This window comes from Anoxybacillus sp. ST4, from assembly GCF_019448545.1.
Taxonomy (GTDB): domain Bacteria; phylum Bacillota; class Bacilli; order Bacillales; family Anoxybacillaceae; genus Anoxybacillus; species Anoxybacillus pushchinoensis.
Genome location: NZ_JAHZOE010000013.1, coordinates 44,719 through 65,631 on the forward strand (window position 1 = coordinate 44,719; position 20,913 = coordinate 65,631).

Below are 20,913 nucleotides of genomic sequence, written 5' to 3' on the forward strand. Positions count from 1 at the left end.
CCTTACTGTTCGTTTCTTCGTTTTATTATAGCACAACAGGCTGACCTTTCAGTCAGCCTGTTGTATGTCGCATTACACTCGGCGTTCTTTTTTCGCTTGAAGGAAGAAAAATAATTCGTATACAACCGGGACGAGAATTAACGTCAGCAACGTTGACGATGTCAGTCCACCGATGACCGTAATCGCTAATCCTTTAGAAATAAGCGTACCGGACGACTTCGTCAGCGCGAGTGGAATGAGTGCGGCAACCGTTGCAAATGCCGTCATTAAAATCGGGCGTAACCGCGTCTTTCCTGCTTCGATTAACGCTTCACGAATCGTCATTCCTTTTTGTTCGCGATTTTGTCCGATTCGGTCAACAAGAACGATCGCATTTGTTGTGACAATTCCAATGAGCATGAGCAGCCCGATCATTACGCTCACCGACATCGGCTCATTAGCGATAAACAATCCGAGCAATGAACCAATTGGAACGAACACGAGCGATGATAAAATAATAAACGGAATGCGCGCTTTTCCGAACGTAATCAGCATCGTAATGTAAACGAGTCCGATGGCTACAATCATCGCTAAACCGAGCTGTTGGAACGTTTCTACCGTTTCATCGCTTCCGCCGCCGCCTTGAAGGGATACATCTTTCGGTAAGTCTACTTCATTTTTCACGCTATTAATTACATCTTGAGTTACTTTTTGAATGTTGTCTCCGACAATTTGCGCAGACACACGGGCGAACACTTTTCCATCAAGTTTTTGAATGGACGTAAACGTATCTACTTCTTTTACTTCCGCAAGTTCGCTTACAGGTACAGGGCCAAATTTCGTAAAAATGAGCGTCTTCTCTAGCTGTTCAAGCGACGTCATTTGTTCATCATACGACAGTTGCACAGTCCGCTCTTCTCCATCCAATGTTAACGTACCGACTTGAACTGGACGCGTTTGATCAGCGATTGTTCCGAGAATTTGGAATCCGGAAACGCCATATTGTGCCGCTTTTTGTGGGTCGATGTTTACAACGACTTGTTTTTGTTTATCAGCAAAGTTGTTTGTCACATATTTCAAATCGTCGCGCATTTTTAAGTGAGCTTCTACGTCTTTGGCAGCTTGTTGCAACGCTGTTAAGTTCGTCGAATACAAATCAATATTGACGTTGTTATTTGATGGTGGTCCACCAGATTGTAGCTCTTGCACACCTACTTTTGCCCCTTTAACCTCCGCTTGTGCAATATTTTCCATATCTCGTTCTAGCTCTTTAATAAACGCGCTGACGTTGGCACTTTCTTTGAGCGTAATAAAGTAGTTCGCTTGATTTTTCCGTTTTAAGCCGCTACGGAAATCGCGCGTACCAATTCCGGCAGTCACTTCTTTAATTTCTTCTTTTTCACTAAACATCTTCTCCATTTTTAGCGACACATCGTTCGTCTTTTCTAACGGTGTCGATGACGGCAGTTCAACCGCTGCAATTAATGTTTTTTGTTCTTCATTTGGAATAAATGTAAATCCAAGCTTAGGCACGATCGCAAATGAACCGCCGAGCAGTAAAACGGATAAAAATAAGACGAGCCGTTTATGATCGAGCGCCCATTCAATCGCTTTACCGTATATACGTTGTAGCGCTCCTTCTTTTTCTTCTGGCGGCACTTTTTTAAATGAAAACTTCGCTAAAATTGGAACGATCGTAATCGCAACAACGAGTGACATTAAGAGCGAAAAGACGATTGTTAATGCAAACGGCAAGAAAAACTCACCGGTGACACCGCCGACAAATCCGAGCGGCAAAAACACGACAACAGTCGTAATCGTCGATGACGTAATCGCCTTTAAAATTTCTTTCGTTGAATCTTCGACAAGCTCATCCGTCATTCCAGACTTTGACTTGCGCACGCGTCGGAAAATGTTTTCAATGACAACGATGCTATCGTCAACTACGCGTCCGACCGCCACCGCCATTCCACCGAGCGTCATAATATTCAAAGAAATGTCCATGCGTTGTAAGAAAATTGACGCAACGAGTAAAGATAGCGGAATAGAAATGATCGCAATTATTGTTGCGCGCACGTTTCGTAAAAAGACGAGCACGGCGATAGATGCAAATAACGCACCGAGCAAGCCTTCGCGCACGAGCGTTTCCACTGACTTTTTAATTCCCTCGGCGGAATCGAAGCCGATCGCATAGTCTATTTTATCTTTATATTGATCAAGCACGTTTAACACTTTTTCAGCGACTTCAACCGTATTCGCATCTTGTTTTTTCGTAATCGCCATCGATAGCGACGGTTGTAGATTGTAGCGCGTGATCTCCCCTTGCTCCGTCACAGGTGCAACGGTAGCGACATCTTTTAACGTAATGGTCATCGGCGCTTCTTGACCGCTCGCTGGCGCACCTGGTGATGCGTTCATAAGCGGCGAAGATAAAGGTAAGTTTTCAAGCTGTTTGATCGTTTCGATTTTTTGTTGAACGCGAATCGGAATTTGTAACGTCTCTGTCTGTACGTTACCAGCCGGGAAAGCTAAAAACTTTTCATTAATTTGTTCTTTAATTTGTGTCAAGCTCAACCCATATTGCAATGCTTTTTGTTTATCTACAGTAATTTGAATTAAGTTTTCTTCCATCCCGCCAACCGAAATGGAATTGACACCGTTAATTTTTTTCAACTCAGGAACGATCGTATCATCTAACAATTGCTGGATGTTCGTATCCCCTTTAGCAAATAGCGAAATGTTATAAATTGGGAATGTCCCGAACGAGAAGCGATTCACTTTTGTCTGCACGTTTTCCGGCAAATTCGCTTCTTTCATGAGCGACTCAACTTGCCGCTCTACTTCTTCCATGTCTGTATTAAATGGAAATTCGAGGTTAATGATTGCGATACTTTCAAACGATGTACTTTGGAGTTTTTTTACTCCCTCAATAGCTTTCAACTTTTCTTCCAATTTTGTTGTTACTTGCTCATTCATATCTTCTGGTGAAGCACCTGGGTAAATAACTTCAACAGACAGTTGCGGAAATTCAATGTTTGGCAACAAGTCTACTTTTAAAGAAGAAAACGAATATAGTCCGCCTAATATGAGTAAAAATGAAATGATAAATACGGCGACCGCATTTTTTAAACTAAACCTTGTTAACATGCTTCTCTTCCCTTCTTTTTATAATATGACCAATCGGTCGTTTTTTTACGACTATATAGTCATAACACAACTATAATGCAATTTTTCTCATTTTGCAACTTCCGATGTGCGCTGAAATAGAAAATAAAAAGCGCAAAGGCTCCCCCTTGCGCTTATTGTTGATCAACACGTTGAATTGGAATATCTTTTAATAATTGTTGTACGACGTGCGCCGCCATAATGAGACCAGCGACAGATGGAACGAACGCATTCGATGACGGCGGCATTTTTGCCTTACGAATCGTTGCTTCATCGTTTCCTACTTCTTTTCGCACATCTTCGCGAATGACGATTGGACTTTCATCTGAAAAAACAACCGTAATCCCTTTTTTAATTCCTTCTTTTCGTAAACGGGTGCGAATCACTTTTGCAATCGGATCCGTATGCGTTTTTGAAATGTCAGCGATGCGAAAACGGGTCGGATCCATTTTATTTGCCGCACCCATGCTCGAGATGATCGGAATGTTGCGCTCTAAACATTGTTTCATTAAGTGAATTTTATATGAAATCGTATCCGATGCATCAATGACGTAGTCGATGTCATACGAAAAAATTTGCTCATATGTCTCTTCCGTATAAAACATTTTTAATGCAATGACTTCACACGCTGGATTAATGTCAGCGATGCGCTCTTTCATCACTTCCACTTTCGGACGACCGACAGTAGATAATAGCGCATGAATTTGTCTGTTCACATTTGTAATGTCAATATCGTCTTTATCAATTAAAATGAGACGTCCAACCCCTGAACGAGCAAGCGCCTCAACCGCAAACGATCCGACACCTCCAATGCCAAGAACGGCCACTGTGCTTTCGCTTAATTTTTTTAAACCTTCTTTCCCGATTGCGAGTTCATTGCGAGAAAATTGATGTAACATGTTGTTCCTCCCATATGTAAGTATTTCAATCGGATATACATGCATTATGACACAAAAAAAGCCTCAACGTAAAGCATGTTCTTTACGTCAAGGCTTTATTCGTTTTTGTTTCTGTAGTCCCAATCGTGCCGTCGCTGATGGCCTTTGTTTTGAACCCGCTCTCTCACAGGTGGGTGCCCTGTTTCAAGCTTTTGTACGTCCTCGGTATGTAAATGAGGCATGTACGCCACCTGAAAACCCGAGCTCCCGTATCACACATTGTTCGGTCAAAACAATAGGTGATACGACAAACACATCAGGACTCCGTGTTATTTGTATGTTAGCACACTTTCGATCGTTTTGCAACGTCACAAATTTAGTCTACTTTTTGAACGTCTTTCACGCGCAAATGCAGTTCGTCTAGTTGTGCTTCACTTACTGCGCTTGGCGCTTCCGTTAACAAACAGCTCGCGCTTGCTGTTTTCGGGAAAGCAATCGTATCGCGCAAGTTGGAACGACCCGCAAGCAACATCACGAGCCGGTCTAAGCCGAGCGCGATGCCGCCATGCGGAGGAGTGCCGTATTCAAACGCCTCAAGCAAGAAACCGAACTGTTCGCGCGCTTGTTGTTCTGTAAAACCAAGTGTTGTAAACATTTTCTCTTGTATATCGCGTTCGAAAATGCGGAGGGATCCTCCTCCTAATTCGTATCCGTTTAGCACAAGATCGTACGCTTGTGCACGAACGCTTGCCGGATCTGTATCAAATTTTGGCACGTCTTCGCGAACAGGCATCGTAAACGGATGATGCGCCGCGTAATAACGTCCTTCTTCTTCGTCGTATTCAAAAAGCGGCCAATCCGTAATCCATAAGAAATGAAATAGCGATTCATCAATTAATTGTAAATCTTTTCCGAGTTTTAAGCGCAACGCACCGAGGGAATCAGCGACGACTGATTTTTTATCGGCTACAAACAATAATAAATCGCCCACTTCCGCTTCAAGCGTTTGTATCATTTGCTTTTGTTCTTCTTCATTGAAAAACTTAGCAATAGGCCCTTTCAGCCCGTCGCTTTCGACTTTTAGCCATGCTAATCCTTTTGCACCATAGCGAGCAACGTATTCGGTTAACGCATCAATATCTTTGCGCGAATATTTATCCGCTGCCCCTTTTACGTTGATCGCTTTCACTTGCCCACCGTTTTGTACTGCGCTCGCAAACACTTTAAAGCCGCAATGTTTGACTTGTTCAGATAAGTCAACAAGCTCAAGCCCAAAACGTGTATCTGGTTTATCTGAGCCGTAGCGTGCAATCGCTTCATCGTACGACATGCGCGGAAATGGAGTAGGAATGTCGATCCCTTTTGCGATTTTCATGACGCGCGCCATCATGCGCTCTACCATCGCTAAAATATCATCTTGACTCATAAACGATGTTTCGATGTCGACTTGTGTAAATTCCGGCTGACGATCGGCACGCAAATCTTCATCACGGAAGCAGCGAGCAATTTGATAATACCGTTCGAATCCTGCAACCATCAATAGCTGTTTGAAAATTTGCGGCGATTGTGGCAACGCATAAAATTCACCAGGATAAACGCGGCTCGGCACTAAGTAATCACGCGCCCCTTCTGGCGTACTTTTCGTTAAAATAGGTGTTTCTACTTCTAAAAAACCTTCTTCGTCTAGAAAGTCACGAATGGCTTTTGTCACTTGATGACGCAATTGAAACGTTTGAAACATGACGGGGCGACGTAAGTCCAAATAACGATATTTTAAACGAACGTCTTCCGATACGTCTGTTTTATCTGAAATTGGAAATGGCGGCGTTTTTGCTTCACTTAAAATCGTGACGTGCGTCGCATGCACCTCAACCGTCCCTGTCGGTAAATTGTGATTTACTTGTCCTTCTTCACGACGTACGACCGTTCCTTCTACGTCTAGTACATATTCGCTACGAATTTTTTCTGCTACTTGTAATGCTTCTTTTGATACATCCGGACTAAATACAATTTGCACGATGCCCGTCCGATCGCGCAAATCAATAAAAATTAACCCACCTAAATCGCGGCGCTTTTGTACCCATCCTTTTAAACGGACCGTTTGACCGATTGCTGTATCCGTCACTTCTCCACAATAATGCGTCCTTCCAAACATATTGTCCCCTCCTATTGCAATGCGTTTTTCATATGCGAAATAAATGTATCAAGCGATACTTCCTGCTGTTCTCCTGTTGCCATACATTTGACGTTAATGATCCCTTTTTGCAGCTCGTCTTCACCTAAAATAGCGACATATTTCGCATGCAAACGATCAGCCGCTTTTAGCTGTGCCTTCACCTTGCGATCTTGATAATCTTTTTCTGCAGCAATTCCTTCTTGACGAAGTGAGGCGACGAGGGCAACGGCTTCTTCTTTCGCCTGCTCGCCTAACGCAACAACATAACAATCAATGCCTTCTGAAACCGGCAAAGAAATACCTTCTGCATCCAATGCCGCAAGCAACCGTTCAATGCTTAATGCAAATCCGATCCCTGGCGTTTCAGGTCCGCCAATTTCTTGAACGAGACCGTTATAACGGCCGCCACCACATAACGTCGTAATTGCACCAAATCCTTCCGCCTCGCTCATAATTTCAAATGCGGTATGATTGTAGTAATCTAATCCACGCACGAGCCGAGGGTCGACTTCAAATGCGATGCCAAGCTTTCGTAAATACATTTGCACTTTATTAAAATACGTGTACGATTGTTCATTTAAGTAATCTAAAATCGATGGGGCGGTGCGCATTAATTCATGTTCACGGTCTTTTTTACAATCTAAAATGCGCATCGGGTTTTTATGTAACCGCGCTTGGCAATCATCGCAAAACTCGTGAATGCGGTGTTGAAAATGGTCGATTAACGCTTGACGGTGCGCTTTTCTACTTCCAACGTCACCTAAGCTGTTGATAACGAGCTTTAACTTTTTCAATCCGAGCGAACGATATATATCGATCGCTAAAGCAATCACTTCCGCATCGATTGCTGGATCGTTGCTTCCGAGCGCTTCAACACCAAATTGCACGAACTGGCGGAAACGACCAGCTTGCGGACGCTCATAACGAAACATCGGCCCCATGTAATACAGTTTGACTGGCTGATTCGGATACCCGTACATTTTATTTTCTACAAATGAACGAACGACTGCTGCCGTTCCTTCTGGGCGGAGCGTTAAACTCCGACCGCCGCGGTCTTCAAACGTGTACATTTCTTTTTGAACGATATCGGTTGTATCGCCAACACCGCGCAAAAATAGTTCTGTATGCTCGAAAATCGGTGTGCGAATTTCTTGATAGTTATAGCGACGGCAAAGTTCGCGCGCAATTTGCTCAACATATTGCCATTTTGCTGCTTGAGCTGGCAATATATCTTGCGTTCCGCGCGGAATTTGAAATGACATGTCATTCCCTCCTTGATGATGATGTACAAATAAAAATCTCCCATCCCTAATAAATTAGGGACGAGAGACGAATTCCCGTGGTGCCACCCTAGTTGAAGCGCATGCTTCCACTTGTTCCGTTAACGCTCGGAGGCGTTCTCTCCTACTAACGATTGCGCGTTCAAAGAGAAACCTACGGAGTGTTCGTTCGTTAAGTCATCATGGAGAAATGCTTTCAGCCCGCGGCATTTCCTCTCTGTCCATGTGTACTCTTAACTACTTTTCTCCATCATCGGTGAAATGTTGAATTTTCTTTTATATTACGTACGAAAAAACGATTTGTCAAGACGACCTTCATTTTTCAAAATAGCGAAGCAAGCCATTACAGATCGCTTCGGTTGCTGCTTGTTGATATGTCGATGACGCGACGAACAATTCCTCATTCGGATGGCTTAAATAGCCAAGCTCAAGCAGTACAGAAGGGCGGCTATTTTCCCGTAAAACATGGTAGTTACCTACGCGAACGCCACGCTGTTGAATGCCTGTTAATCGACTGAGCGGTTCAAAAAGCGCATCTGCGAGCGATCGGTCCATTTGCTTATAGTAGTATATCGTTAATCCGTTTGCCGTTCGGTTTAATGCGCTGTCGTAATGAATGCTAACGAACGCATCCGCTTTATTTCTCGCCGCAACTTGAACTCTTTCACTTAACGATAAAAAACGATCGTCGGCACGCGTTAAAATGACGTTTACCCCTCGCTGTTTTAGCTTTTCGCTAAGCAATAGCGCAGTTTGTAATGTTAACATTTTTTCGATTGTTCCATTGACCCCCGTTGCTCCATAATCTTTCCCACCATGTCCGGCGTCAATCACCACCGTTTTTCCCAACGTCGTTTGAGGTTGCGATGGTGGAAGTTGTTCCATTGGTTGTTCATTCAGTTGAACGACCCATTCCGCTACATAACCAATCGTTTCACTGTTTACTTGAATGACGTACCATTGTCCTTCCTTGCGAATGACCGCAAAACGATCTCCGCGTTTCGCTTTAGCGATGACGGGCGCTTGTGTGGAAGCAGCGGCGCGAATATTCGTATAATCATATAACATTTGAACGTACGTCTTTTGTTCGCTATTTTGCTCTATATTCGTGACGTACGAACGATGTACCCATCCTTCTTTTCCTTCCCAACGAACGTACATCCAATCGCCTTGAATCGATGTTGCCGTCCCTTTTTCATTACGATTCACATATCCGATGATCGCAAACGTCGCACCCGGTCCTTTACGAATACGCAATCCGTCTGCTTGACATACAACCGATTGTTGCAGTTGTTTTCTCGTTTCCGGCTTTTCTTTCTGAATGTCGACATAGTTTCCATGCACCCATCCTGTTCGATTGGCAGCAAGCCGAATTTGCAGCCATTTTCCCCGCGTTTGAACGACCGCATATTGCTTTCCTTTCGCTACTTTTTCTTGCACGGAAAACGTAAAGCCTGGCCCTGTGCGCACGTTTAATCGGTCGACAGCAATGCGCACGTTCATTGCGGCTGTCGCCGTTTGAGCGATAAGCAACAAACAACAAAAAACGATCCATGACATGATCAGCGATTTTTTCATGTTGTAAGTCCCCCTACGTTGTCGATAGTCGCTACTTTATTTCTTCACAAAGAAAAAAAATCCTTCTTTGAATGAAAAGGTAGAAAAATTGGGAATAATACGAACGACATGTGACACGAAAGGAGATTCGTTATGCGTCATAGCGAAAAAGGGGAATTTATTCATACGCAATCACCGCTTATGCACGTCGACTTTCATTCATTTATTCAAAAAGAAAACGACTTGACATCGTTTGAACTCGCCTCCGAATTCGGACTTTCTCTTCGCGACGTCCAAAAACTAAAGAAACATTTAGCGCGAGGATAAAAAAACCGAGCTCGTCCCACAGGAGAGCTCGGTTTCTATTTGCTTTCAACAATAAGCGTCACCGGGCCAACGTTTGTCAGTTGTACATCCATCATCGCTCCGAATATGCCCGTTTCCACCCGAATTCCTTTTTGGCGTAATTGTTCGTTCAATGCTTCATATATTTGTTCCGCATGCTCCGGTTTTGCGGCATCCATAAAGTTCGGTCTTCTCCCTTTACGGCAGTCCCCATACAACGTGAATTGGGAAATTGATAAAATCGATCCGCCAACATCTAAAAGCGACACGTTCATTTTTCCATGTTCATCTTCAAATATGCGTAAGTGGGCAATTTTGTCGGCGACAAATGCTGCGTCTTTAACCGTATCATCATGCGTAATACCAACTAACAATACAAGGCCGAAATCGATCGCTCCTACGACTTCACCACCGACAGTAACTTTCGCATCTTTCGCCCGCTGAACGACAACTCTCATTGCGACAACCCTTTCTAGTTCATGATCCGTCGTACCGAATAAATATCTGGAATTTGCTTAATTCGCTCAACTACTTTTTGTAAATGACTTACATTATGAATAAAAATAGTCATATGAATCGTCGCCATTTTATTGCGATGATCCGTTCTTCCTGATACAGCGGAAATGTTCGTTTTCGTTTCATTAACAGCCTGCAGCACTTCGTTAAGCAAACCGCGCCGATCGTAACCGGTAATTTCGATGTCCACCGTATACTCCCGTTGACAGTTAGCTCCGCTCTCCCATTGCACAGGAATAAGCCGCTCCTTCGCTTCTTCTGCAAGCACATTCGGACAATCTGCACGATGGACAGAAACGCCTCGCCCTTTCGTAATAAAGCCGATAATTTCATCACCCGGCATTGGATTACAGCAGCGCGACAGACGAATAAGCAAATTGTCGACCCCTTCGACGCATACGCCAAAATCTCGCTTTTTCATCGGGGTCACCGTTTTTGCCTCTTGTAACATGTCGGACAAACGTTTCGCTTGTTCTTCTAAGTCGCGTTGTTTTCGCCACTTTTCTGTTAAACGATGCGCCACTTGAGCAGCTGTAATACCGTTGTAGCCAACAGCCGCATACATATCTTCTTCATTCGCAAAATTAAATTTTTCTGCAACGCGTCTTATATTTTCCGCGGTAAGCACTTCTTTGACATCGAAGCCCATATTGCGAATTTCTTTTTCAATAAGCTCTTTCCCTTTTTCAATGTTTTCTTCACGGCGCTGCTTTTTGAAAAATTGTCGAATTTTATTTTTAGCGTGCGATGTTTGTGCAATTTTTAACCAATCTTGGCTCGGGCCGTATGAATGGTTTGATGTTAAAATTTCAACAATGTCACCCGTCTGCAATGGATGATCGAGCGGCACCATTTTTCCGTTTACTTTCGCACCAATCGTTTTATTTCCAATTTCGGAATGAATGCGATATGCAAAATCAATCGGCACCGAACCAGCAGGAAGCTCAATGACGTCGCCTTTCGGTGTAAAAACGAACACCATGTCGGAAAATAAGTCCATCTTTAACGTTTCTACAAATTCTTCCGCGTTGTTCGTTTCATTTTGCCATTCGACAATTTCGCGAAACCATGATAACTTTTCTTCAAACGTATTGGGACGAATCGTTTTTCCTTCTTTGTACGCCCAATGGGCAGCAATTCCAAACTCTGCGATATGATGCATATCAAACGTCCGAATTTGCACTTCAAGCGGCTCGCCTTTCGGACCGACAACCGTCGTATGAAGCGATTGATACATGTTCGGCTTCGGCATGGCAATATAGTCTTTGAAACGTCCCGGCATCGGCTTCCAACACGTATGAATAATGCCGAGAACAGCGTAACAATCTTTAATGCTTTCAACGATAATGCGCACAGCGAGCAAATCGTAAATTTCGTTAAATTGTTTATTTTGCAACACCATTTTGCGATAAATGCTATAAATATGTTTTGGGCGTCCAGAAATTTCAGCTTGAATGCCAACTTCGTTTAGCCGTTCACGCATGTCTTGAATGACTTCTTCCAAATATTGTTCACGTTCGGCGCGCTTCTTTTTCATTAAGTTGACAATGCGATAATATTGTTGTGGATTTAAATAGCGGAGCGCCGTATCTTCTAGCTCCCATTTAATTTTTGAAATTCCTAGACGATGCGCAAGCGGTGCAAAAATTTCAAGCGTCTCGTTCGCGATGCGCCGTTGTTTTTCAAGCGGCAAATGTTTTAACGTCCGCATGTTGTGCAAACGGTCCGCCAATTTGATTAAAATCACCCGTATGTCTTGCGCCATCGCTAAAAACATCTTTCGGTGATTTTCCGCTTGTTGCTCTTCATGCGATTTATATTTAATTTTTCCGAGCTTCGTCACCCCATCGACGAGCATCGCTACTTCTTTTCCGAATTCTTTTTCTACATCTTCCTTTGTCACAGACGTATCTTCAACGACATCGTGTAAAAACCCGGCTGCAATTGTCGCAGGATCCATTTCTAAATCGACTAAAATGCCAGCCACTTGAATCGGATGAATGATGTATGGCTCTCCAGACTTCCGATATTGCTCGCGATGCGCTTCTTTTGCAAACTCATATGCCCGTTCAATAAACTGTACATCTTCCTTCGACAAATAACGGCTCGCCTTTTCAATTACTTGTTCTGCCGTTAATACTTGTTCATTTGCCATGCAATCACCTTTGTTTTAAACGTATTGACAATATTATCATGAAAATTTTCTCAAATGTAAAGAGCAATGATGCGAAAAAGAGGAGCGTTTTGCCCCTCCTTCCTTAAAATTGCATTAACGTTAAAATATCGTATCCTTTCAACTTTTCGCGACCTTCTAAATACGTTAATTCAATTAAAAACGCAATGCCTGCGACAACCCCACCGAGCTGTTCGACGAGCTTAATCGTCGCCTCAATTGTTCCGCCAGTTGCTAACAAATCGTCTGTAATAAGGACGCGCTGACCTGGCTTAATCGCATCTTTATGCATCGTTAATACGTCCTTGCCGTATTCTAAACCGTATTCTACTCGAATCACTTCGCGAGGTAATTTTCCTTCTTTACGGACAGGAACAAAGCCGACACCAAGCGCATAAGCGACTGGGCAACCGATAATAAATCCGCGCGCTTCTGGTCCAACGACGACATCTATTTTCTTCTCACGCGCATAATTGACAATTTGATCTGTCGCGTATTTATACACTTCACCTTTGTCCATAATAGTCGTAATATCTTTAAATTGAATACCTGGTTTTGGGAAATCAGGAACAATCGTGACGTATTGTTTTAAATCCATTGACATTTTCCTCCTCATACAATGAATCAAACCAACGTTTCAGTTGGGAATAAGATGAGTATAAAAACATGTGCTCAAGCTCCGCTTGGGCTTGTTTTAACCGATAAGACGGCGATTCCGTTAAATCGCGCTTTTGCACATGACGGACTAAAGAAACAATTCCGTTTTCGACTGTAACAAAGCCGAGTTCCGCAAACACTTGAACCATAAACAACATCGTTTCTTTCGTCCATCCGCGCGAGCGAGCTAACTCCTCAGCGTAACGCCGCATATCAAACGGGCTACGCTTATGCAAAAAAGAATATAGCCACTTAAAATGTTCACGCGTTGGCAGTACGCTAAAAAAGTGACTCTCCCTTTGATAGAATAACGCATAAATGCGCTCAGGTAAACTACAACTTAACAAAACTTTAACGATTTGCTGTGACGGAGGCAAATCGAGAAGGATCACGTACTTTCCACCGACATGAATCGCCGCCTCATTTTCGTTTTGGACATGTACAATTTCATCCGCATATGGCGATAACTGCAACGCATCGACCGTATCGCGATGAAAAGCAATTAATAGCCGTTTTTCTTTTGGAAGCGATGCAATGAGCTTATTCGGCTGGCGAATATGGCGCATATCAAACAATTGCCATTCGTTTACGGCTACATCTTGAATCATTAACTGTGGTTTACGAAAGTTATTCCATTCGTTAATCGCCAGCTCCCCAACAATCGAAAGACGAACGTTGGGCGCGATTTCGTCGCCAACGTGTCCAAAGCCAAATCCGATCGCTTCTAACGTTTTCCCATTTTCAGCTAACAGTAATTTCAAATGATTTTGATCCGTTCCAATTTTTCGCAACGTATCAAGCTGTACATTTTCTAAAAGCACGCGTGGTTTCGGATTCCCCATTCCAAATGGGGCAAGCCGATTCATTTGTTCAATTAATTCAAGTGAGACGTCCGAAATCGAACAGCATAAATCAACATGCGTAACAGGTACGAAATGTTCATCCGTTAGCTGTTGCTTCGCTGCCTCATTTAGACGGTGACGTAATTCATCTACATCATGTAAAGAAAGCGTCATCCCTGCCGCCATCGGATGGCCGCCAAAATGCGGTAAAATGTCCCGGCATTCCGACAAATTGGCGAATAAGTCAAACCCTTCAATGCTTCGCGCTGATCCTTTTGCAATGCCTTTTTCTCGATCAACACTTAAAACGATCGTCGGCCGATAAAAACGTTCAACTAAACGAGAAGCTACAATGCCGATGACACCTACGTTCCATCCTTCGTTCGCTACAACTAGCACGCGATCGTCGGCATAATGTTGCTCAACGAGTTGGATAGCTTCCTCTGTGATGTCATTGACGAGCTGTTGTCGTTCGCGATTCATCGCATCGATTTGTTCTGCTAACATATGCGCCTCGTGCTCATCTGTCGTCAACAATAACTGAACAGCTGGATCGGCGCAATCGAGGCGGCCAGCTGCATTGATGCGCGGGCCAATCATAAACGCGATCGTATCTTCTGTCACCGCTGTATGAGATACGCCGCATTGTTTGCAAAGCGCTTGTAAACCAAGACGGTTCGTTTGCCTAAATTGTTCGATACCTAAACGAGCGAGCAAATGATTTTCATCTTGGAGTGGGACGAGATCAGCAATCGTCCCGATCGCAACAATGTCAAGCCACTCATATGGCACGCGCCCGATGAGCGCGTGGGCAAGCTTGAACGCAACTCCTACACCGGCTAAATGTTTAAACGGGTAATTTGGACTTATTTTTGGATGAATCGTCGCATACGCTTCAGGCAATACCGGACCAGGCTCGTGATGGTCTGTAATAATTAAATCGATGCCGAGCTCTTTTGCTACGTTTGCCTCATGTAAAGCGGAAATGCCCGTATCAACCGTAATAATGAGCGAAACACTTCGTTCTTTCGCCAAGCGAAACGCTTGTTCATTCGGCCCATATCCTTCTGAAAAGCGATTTGGAATATAAAAAGAAACGTTAGCGCCTTTTTGTCGTAACGCGCTCACCATCACGACCGTACTGCTTACTCCATCGGCGTCGTAATCGCCAAAAACGAGAATATGCTCTCCGTTTGTAATCGCTTTCTCTATTCGCTCAACCGCTTTTTCCATATCGTTTAACAAAAATGGCGAGTGAAATGATTGCTTTCGTTCAAAAAAAGAACGAGCGGCTTCAACGGTATGATAGCCGCGGCTAACGAGCAATGAAGCAACAGGCGGAGCTATATGTAATGCTTTCGCAATCATTTGCACTTGTTCGTCGTTTACTTGTTGGACGTTCCAGCGGGTTTTCGATGCTAACATATCATTCACCCCTCAACCTTTTCATTATACAAAACAATGGGCCGAGGAGCAATTTATTGTTCGAGGTATGGATTAATATGCACCATCACATTATGCACTTGTGGAAACGACATCAATTTTTCTTTCACTCTTTTTCCGATTTCGTGACCTTCTAAAACGGTGACATGTGGATCGACAGCAATCTTTAAATCGACAACGACGTAGTGCCCGTGTTGGCGGGCATAGAGTGCATCAATGCGCTTCACTTCCCGGAAAGAAAGAATAGCTTCGCGTAAGTGAACCGTTTCTTCTTCATGCCACACGTGATCGAGTGCGTGATGGATCGATTCTGCCCCTAACTTCCATGCCATTTTTAAAACGAGAAGCGAAACGAATAGCCCGGCAACAGGATCGGCATAAATGAGCCAAGGGATGTCTACTTTTTGTCCGACGACGGCAGCGACAATCCCGATAAGAGCAGCAAGCGACGAAAAAACATCCGAACGATGCTCATACGCATTCACGATAATCGCATCGCTTTTAATTTTCTTGCCTAAAGCATACTTATAGCGAAACATCGCCTCTTTCACAACAATAGACAACACAACAGCATAGACGGCTATCATTTTCGGTGGCTCAATCGGATGAAAGAGGGAAGAAAAAGATGAAACTCCTATTTCTACTCCGACGATAAAAAGTAAAACCGCCACAATAATGGCAGCAATCGATTCCGCTTTCCCATGTCCGTACGGATGATCTTCATCAGGAGGTTGTTTAGCCGCACGCAAACCAACCCATACGGCAAACGATCCTGCTACATCGGAAGCAGAATGCACCGCATCAGCAACAAGCGCTTTACTATGAGCAATGATCCCGATCCAACCTTTTATGATCGCCAAAACGATGTTCCCTATAACGCCAATCATGGCGGCAAATTGGGCTTGTTGAAAACGCGTTTGTTCATCCATCTCATTCGCTTCCTTTCCCTTTTGCTTTTTAGTGTATCCTATTCAAGTGACGAAAAAACGTCGCGGCATGAGCCACGACGTTTATACTTCCGGTTCTACTTCTAATTGTTCGCGTTTTTGTTTTCCTTTTTTCAATTGTTTCGCCTTCCAAATGAGCCATAATTGTGCGGCGATAAAAAGTGACGAATATGTGCCTGAAATCAGCCCAGCGAGCAGTGCAAACGAGAAGTTACGGATTGCTTCACTACCAAATAGTAAAAGAGCTACGACTGTAAATACGACCGTTAATACTGTATTAACTGAGCGCCCAAAAGTTTGTTGTAATGCTTTGTTGACAACGTCCTTTAAATCGTCGGCCGTTTTCACTTTCCGTTTTTTCATTAAATAGCGAATGCGATCGAACGTGACGATCGTGTCATTAATAGAGTAACCAACGATCGTTAACACAGCTGCAATAAACGTTAAATCGACCTCTAACCGCGTCAAGCTAAAGAACGCAATGATGAAAAACGCATCGTGTAATAGCGCAACAATCGCCGCAAGCGCCATATACATTTCAAAGCGAACCGTTACGTAAATGATAATACCAACAGATGCAATTAAAACGGAAATGAACGCATTGCGCGCCAATTCCTTCCCGACTGTCGGTGACACGGTGCTAACGTTCGGCTCTATACCATACTTTTCTTTAAAATGCGATTTCAGCTGTGAAATTTCCTTTTGATCGAGCACACCGAGAAAACGGACGATAGCCATTTCGTTCTTATTTCCTGACAGTACGATATCTTTCGGTTCAAGACGTAATTTGTTTAATTCCTGCTTTACTTCCTCGGTTGTAAGCGATGTCTCGCTCATTAAATCGACGCGCGTTCCACTTGAAAAATCAATGCCTAAATTTAATTTGGCAGTAAAAAGCAATAAGAGTCCGATAACGACCATCGCCCCTGAAATGGCGAAAAACAGTTTGCTTCGTTTCACAAAATCAAGACGTGCAAACTTTGTCGGTACATCGGTATCATCTGTCACTTGTGCGATATTTAATATATCTTTCGGGTTGACACCGAAGTAGTGCGGTTTTTTATCAAACAAGCGGCTTTTCACAAGCAATCCGAGCAATATACGCGTCCCATATACCGCCGTAATAAAGCTTGCTAAAATGCTGATGATGAGCATCGTCGCAAATCCTTTTACCGAGCTCGTCCCATATGCAAACAACACAACACCAGCGATGATCGTTGTAATGTTCGCATCTAAAATCGTTCCGAAAGAACCACGATTTCCGATGCGATATGCTGACATCAGCGATTTTCCGAGCTTTAACTCATCTTTTATTCGCTCATATGTAATAATATTCGCATCGACAGCCATGCCGACACCAAGGATAAGCGCTGCAATTCCCGGTAGCGTCAACACGCCGTTCATCCAATCGAATACGAGCAAAATGAGATAGATGTAAACACTTAACGTAACGACAGCGACAATTCCCGGCAAACGATAAAAAACGAGCATAAATAAAAAAACGAGCGCGATGCCAATAATTCCTGCTAGAATCGTTTTTTGAAGCGCTTGCTCACCAAATTGTGCACCTACAGATGTAGAATAAACTTCTTTCAATTCAACAGGGAGTGCGCCTGCATTCAACAAATCAGCCAATTGTTTCGCTTCTTCAACTGTAAAGTTTCCAACGATAGAAACATCTGTCTGATTGAACACTTCATTCACTTGTGCAGCTGAAATAAATTTCGGATGCTCTTTTCCTACTTCTTTCGCGTACGAGTCAACGCCTTCTTCAAAATCTAGCCAAATGACAAGCACGTTATTTGGTGCCATGCTTAATACTTTTTCTGTCACTTGCTTAAATTTATTTGCATCTTTTAATTTAATTCCGACGCTCGGTTTTCCTTTATCATCAAACGTTTGTTTGGCGCCTCCTTCAACGAGGTCGCTCCCGTCCATCAACACGTTGTCGTGTACGTCGCGAAACGTCAATTTTGCCTCTGTCGACAAAATTTCACGCGCTTTATTTTGATCTTTTACGCCGGCCAATTGAACGCGAATACGATCGTTCCCTTCCACATCAATGCGCGGTTCACTTACTCCAAGCACGTTAATGCGCTTGTTTAACGCGCTCACTGTGCTGAGCAATACGTCTTTCGTAATTTTTTCCCCTTCTTTTGTCGGCTTCACTTCATATAAAATTTCAAAACCGCCTTGCAAGTCCAAGCCGAGCTTAATATCCTTTACAATTTTCTCCCCGGTTGTTCCCATCATGCCGCCTAGTAAAACGACAAGAAGGAAAAAAGCAATGATGCGACTACGTTTTACCATAAAAATCCTCCTCGATTCTGGACATACCAGAATTTTTACCAACAAAACAAATTATGAATGACAGTACACTTTCTGTCAATTTCCAAATGAACGATTAAAACAACTGTTCTAATTCTGAAAGACCTTCTTCCGTAAACCAACGGTCGTGCTTTTGTTCTTTTGTCATAATATAGGCCATATAATCCGTTGCACGTAATGATAACACATCGTTCACAAGCTCAAATAACCGCTTCTCCTCATTGTTTTTTTTCCATTTTTTCATCATTAAACAATTCCATACATCTTCAACAGTTGCTTGTTCGTAGCCGAGCAACTTCAACTCATCTACTTTACACTGTAAAGCTGGCATTAATTGTTCGCGATTCACGGTCATCTCCCCCATTTTGTCATGCTTGGCCAACATATGCATATATTTCATTGTATAAAAGATGACCTCATTTGAGAAGAGAGGGAGGAGCATGTCTAAATTTTTAAAAGGGACGATCATTTTAATTATCGCAGGATTGTTAACACGCATACTCGGGTTTATTAATCGCATCGTCGTAGCTCGTCTCATTGGTGAAGAAGGCGTCGGATTATATATGATGGCCGTGCCAACGCTTGTGCTAGCCATTACGATTACGCAATTTGGATTGCCTGTTGCCATTTCTAAACTCGTTGCAGAAGCAGAAGCTTTAGGTGACAAAAGAAAAGTAAAAAAAATATTAGTCGTGTCTTTATGTATGACAATGGTGTTAAGTTTAATCTTCTTTCCAACGTTGCTCGCGGTTGCCCCTATTCTTTCTGAAACGTTGTTTACAGATAAGCGCGTATATTATCCGCTCGTCGCCATCGCTCCTGTCGTGCCGATTGTTGCCTTGTCTTCCGTATTGCGCGGATATTTCCAAGGAAGGCAACAAATGAAGCCATTTGCGTATTCGCAGCTGCTCGAACAAGCAGTACGTATTACATTAATCGCTACGTTTACGACTGCTTTTTTACCGTACGGCGTCGAGTATGCAGCAGCTGGTGCGATGGTGTCAGCAGTTGTTGGCGAACTCGTATCGCTCATGTATTTATTCATTATGTTTAAGCGAAAAAAACCCATTCGTATTCGCTATCGCTTTTTCGCATACGTCAAAGAAGGAAAAGATACATTTGTTTCACTCATGAACATCGCTGTACCGACACTTGGAAGTCGAATGATCGGGTCAATCGCATGGTTTTTTGAGCCAATTGTCGTAGCGCAAAGTTTAGCATTCGCTGGCATGACAACCATCCATGCCACAAAGCAGTATGGGGAACTAACAGGCTATGCATTGCCTCTTTTAATGCTTCCGTCTTTTATTACGTATGCCCTTGCTACTTCGCTCGTTCCAGCCATTAGCGAAGCGGCTGCCCAAAAGCAACATCGTCTCATCGAATACCGTTTGCATCAAGCTGTGCGCTGGTCGCTTTTGGCGGGGGGATTGTCGATCGTCGTGTTATACGTATTGGCTGAAGAAATGATGCAGCTCATGTACGGGACAAGCGAAGCGGCCGTATTTGTCAAAGTGATGGCACCGTTTTTCATCTTTTACTATTTGCAAGGGCCGTTGCAAGCTGTGTTGCAGGCGCTCGATTTGGCGAAAGAAGCGATGACAAATAGCTTAATCGGTGCCGTGATCAAAACTGCGCTCATTTTTTTTCTCGCTTCTCAACCGTCGCTCGGCATTATGGGGGCAGCGCTAGCGATTACGGTCGGCATTATGATTGTCACTTTATTACACGCTGCTACAATTGTTAAAGCCATTTCTCTTTCTTTATACGTGAAGCAATATGTCGCTCATATGATCATTATCGTTTCTGTTGCCGCGATCGGACAGTTGCTCGTTCCACTCTTGCCTTTTTCATTACTTATCAAAACGATGGTCGTCATCGTGGTGATGACGTGCATATATCTCGTTCTTTCGCGATTGTTTCATCTCATTGAAAAAAACGAGTTTCGTCAACTATTTCGTTAGTCATTCGTCTTTTTCATCAATATAAAACGCCCCATCTTCGTATGTACAATATGAAATGCGATCGATACGCCTATATCCACGCTTCGCTAATTGCTTCACTAGCCATTCGGGCGTTTGATGAATGAGTGCCAAATGCTCTTCTTGGATGACACCGTCTTTAATGAGCGGCAACGTTAACGACGGTGTCTTCTTTTTCCCTTTTTCTTTTTCAAATACGGACAGTTTACCGGAAGGCTCTAAAATGGCAAATTCGACATCAGCAATATTTTTAACATTTTTTTCTCGTAGCTGAACAAGCAAGTCATCGAAATTGTATCTTTGCTTTCGCATCGCCTTTTCATCAATTTTTCCGTTGCTAATGATGACCGTCGGTGAGCCGTCAACGAGACGACGAAACGTTTCACTTTTCAATGAAAAAAAGGCAAACGCAATTTGAGAAATGGTCAACACAATCATCGGAACAAGCGTATGAAAAATCGGATCTTTCGGCTGTTCAATCGCAATGACAGCCATTTCTCCAATCATAATAAAAACGACTAAATCCAAAATGCTCAGCTCACCAATTTCCCTTTTGCCCATCATACGAAAAATAAATAAAATGACCCCATACAATAATAACGTGCGTAAAATGATCGTTACATACTCCAACTTGACTCCCCCTCG

At 43.3% G+C, this 20,913-nt stretch carries 15 protein-coding genes, 1 other RNA gene and 1 other annotated feature; of the genes, 2 read left to right on the forward strand and 14 right to left on the reverse strand.

Annotated features, from left to right (window positions below):
• Positions 1-72 precede the first annotated feature (72 nt).
• The 6 genes from K1I44_RS09615 to K1I44_RS09640 form a co-directional block, all read right to left on the reverse strand.
• Complete coding sequence (locus tag K1I44_RS09615) at positions 73-3,126, reverse strand: efflux RND transporter permease subunit (RefSeq protein ID WP_219986027.1); 3,054 nt, start codon at positions 3,124-3,126, stop codon at positions 73-75.
• A 152-nt stretch (positions 3,127-3,278) separates the two neighbouring features.
• Positions 3,279-4,043 carry a tRNA threonylcarbamoyladenosine dehydratase gene (locus K1I44_RS09620; RefSeq protein ID WP_219986028.1) on the reverse strand — a complete coding sequence of 255 codons (765 nt, stop codon included), beginning with the start codon at positions 4,041-4,043 and terminating at the stop codon, positions 3,279-3,281.
• Between the two features lie 112 nt (positions 4,044-4,155).
• A non-coding RNA gene (ssrS, locus tag K1I44_RS09625) (6S RNA) lies at positions 4,156-4,348 on the reverse strand.
• 50 nt (positions 4,349-4,398) lie between these two features.
• Positions 4,399-6,177, reverse strand: coding sequence for an aspartate--tRNA ligase (gene aspS / locus K1I44_RS09630; RefSeq protein ID WP_219986029.1), 1,779 nt, complete (start codon positions 6,175-6,177; stop codon positions 4,399-4,401).
• A gap of 11 nt (positions 6,178-6,188) precedes the next feature.
• Positions 6,189-7,460, reverse strand: coding sequence for a histidine--tRNA ligase (hisS, locus tag K1I44_RS09635; RefSeq protein ID WP_219986030.1), 1,272 nt, complete (start codon positions 7,458-7,460; stop codon positions 6,189-6,191).
• Positions 7,461-7,513: 53 nt separating this feature from the next.
• Positions 7,514-7,741 (reverse strand) — a binding site (T-box leader).
• A 52-nt stretch (positions 7,742-7,793) separates the two neighbouring features.
• Positions 7,794-9,056: an N-acetylmuramoyl-L-alanine amidase family protein gene (locus K1I44_RS09640; RefSeq protein WP_003396228.1), complete on the reverse strand. Its 1,263-nt coding sequence runs from the start codon at positions 9,054-9,056 to the stop codon at positions 7,794-7,796.
• Between the two features lie 132 nt (positions 9,057-9,188).
• Between K1I44_RS09640 and K1I44_RS09645 the strand changes: the two genes are divergently transcribed.
• On the forward strand, positions 9,189-9,362 hold the full coding sequence (locus K1I44_RS09645; RefSeq protein ID WP_003396230.1) for a hypothetical protein: 174 nt from the start codon (positions 9,189-9,191) through the stop codon (positions 9,360-9,362).
• A 35-nt stretch (positions 9,363-9,397) separates the two neighbouring features.
• Here the strand turns inward: K1I44_RS09645 and dtd are convergent, their stop codons facing one another.
• The 7 genes from dtd to K1I44_RS09680 all read right to left on the reverse strand — a co-directional run bounded on the left by dtd (position 9,398) and on the right by K1I44_RS09680 (position 18,635).
• Positions 9,398-9,838, reverse strand: a complete 441-nt coding sequence (gene dtd / locus K1I44_RS09650; protein ID WP_219986031.1) for a D-aminoacyl-tRNA deacylase — start codon at positions 9,836-9,838, stop codon at positions 9,398-9,400.
• A gap of 14 nt (positions 9,839-9,852) precedes the next feature.
• Entirely contained in the window at positions 9,853-12,051 is a 2,199-nt protein-coding gene (locus K1I44_RS09655) for a RelA/SpoT family protein (RefSeq protein WP_219986032.1), read from the reverse strand.
• Between the two features lie 103 nt (positions 12,052-12,154).
• Complete coding sequence (locus tag K1I44_RS09660; RefSeq protein WP_003396235.1) at positions 12,155-12,667, reverse strand: adenine phosphoribosyltransferase; 513 nt, start codon at positions 12,665-12,667, stop codon at positions 12,155-12,157.
• Positions 12,633-14,993 carry a single-stranded-DNA-specific exonuclease RecJ gene (recJ, locus tag K1I44_RS09665; RefSeq protein ID WP_003396237.1) on the reverse strand — a complete coding sequence of 787 codons (2,361 nt, stop codon included), beginning with the start codon at positions 14,991-14,993 and terminating at the stop codon, positions 12,633-12,635. Before recJ ends, K1I44_RS09660 begins: the two co-directional genes overlap by 35 nt.
• A gap of 53 nt (positions 14,994-15,046) precedes the next feature.
• Positions 15,047-15,940 (reverse strand): cation diffusion facilitator family transporter, encoded by an 894-nt coding sequence (locus tag K1I44_RS09670; protein WP_003396240.1) that lies wholly within the window; start codon positions 15,938-15,940, stop codon positions 15,047-15,049.
• A gap of 81 nt (positions 15,941-16,021) precedes the next feature.
• The gene (gene secDF, locus K1I44_RS09675) at positions 16,022-18,268 is read right to left on the reverse strand and encodes a protein translocase subunit SecDF (RefSeq protein ID WP_219986033.1); all 2,247 of its coding nucleotides are present in this window, start codon (positions 18,266-18,268) and stop codon (positions 16,022-16,024) included.
• A gap of 94 nt (positions 18,269-18,362) precedes the next feature.
• A complete protein-coding gene (locus K1I44_RS09680; RefSeq protein WP_370627987.1) occupies positions 18,363-18,635 on the reverse strand; it encodes a post-transcriptional regulator in 273 nt (90 codons plus the stop codon).
• A gap of 91 nt (positions 18,636-18,726) precedes the next feature.
• Between K1I44_RS09680 and spoVB the strand changes: the two genes are divergently transcribed.
• Complete coding sequence (gene spoVB / locus K1I44_RS09685) at positions 18,727-20,250, forward strand: stage V sporulation protein B (RefSeq protein WP_219986035.1); 1,524 nt, start codon at positions 18,727-18,729, stop codon at positions 20,248-20,250.
• Here spoVB and K1I44_RS09690 read toward each other — a convergent pair whose 3' ends face one another.
• Positions 20,251-20,898, reverse strand: a complete 648-nt coding sequence (locus tag K1I44_RS09690; RefSeq protein WP_003396244.1) for a DUF421 domain-containing protein — start codon at positions 20,896-20,898, stop codon at positions 20,251-20,253.
• Between the last annotated feature and the right edge of the window lie 15 nt (positions 20,899-20,913).

Bases quoted from the DNA above. Each gene is read 5' to 3' on its own strand.
- K1I44_RS09615 (WP_219986027.1), bottom strand. From the start codon at position 3,126: ATGTTAACAAGGTTTAGTTTAAAAAATGCGGTCGCCGTATTTATCATT.
- K1I44_RS09620 (WP_219986028.1), bottom strand. From the start codon at position 4,043: ATGTTACATCAATTTTCTCGCAATGAACTCGCAATCGGGAAAGAAGGT.
- aspS (WP_219986029.1), bottom strand. From the start codon at position 6,177: ATGTTTGGAAGGACGCATTATTGTGGAGAAGTGACGGATACAGCAATC.
- hisS (WP_219986030.1), bottom strand. From the start codon at position 7,460: ATGTCATTTCAAATTCCGCGCGGAACGCAAGATATATTGCCAGCTCAA.
- K1I44_RS09640 (WP_003396228.1), bottom strand. From the start codon at position 9,056: ATGAAAAAATCGCTGATCATGTCATGGATCGTTTTTTGTTGTTTGTTG.
- K1I44_RS09645 (WP_003396230.1), top strand. From the start codon at position 9,189: ATGCGTCATAGCGAAAAAGGGGAATTTATTCATACGCAATCACCGCTT.
- dtd (WP_219986031.1), bottom strand. From the start codon at position 9,838: ATGAGAGTTGTCGTTCAGCGGGCGAAAGATGCGAAAGTTACTGTCGGT.
- K1I44_RS09655 (WP_219986032.1), bottom strand. From the start codon at position 12,051: ATGGCAAATGAACAAGTATTAACGGCAGAACAAGTAATTGAAAAGGCG.
- K1I44_RS09660 (WP_003396235.1), bottom strand. From the start codon at position 12,667: ATGGATTTAAAACAATACGTCACGATTGTTCCTGATTTCCCAAAACCA.
- recJ (WP_003396237.1), bottom strand. From the start codon at position 14,993: ATGTTAGCATCGAAAACCCGCTGGAACGTCCAACAAGTAAACGACGAA.
- K1I44_RS09670 (WP_003396240.1), bottom strand. From the start codon at position 15,940: ATGGATGAACAAACGCGTTTTCAACAAGCCCAATTTGCCGCCATGATT.
- secDF (WP_219986033.1), bottom strand. From the start codon at position 18,268: ATGGTAAAACGTAGTCGCATCATTGCTTTTTTCCTTCTTGTCGTTTTA.
- spoVB (WP_219986035.1), top strand. From the start codon at position 18,727: ATGTCTAAATTTTTAAAAGGGACGATCATTTTAATTATCGCAGGATTG.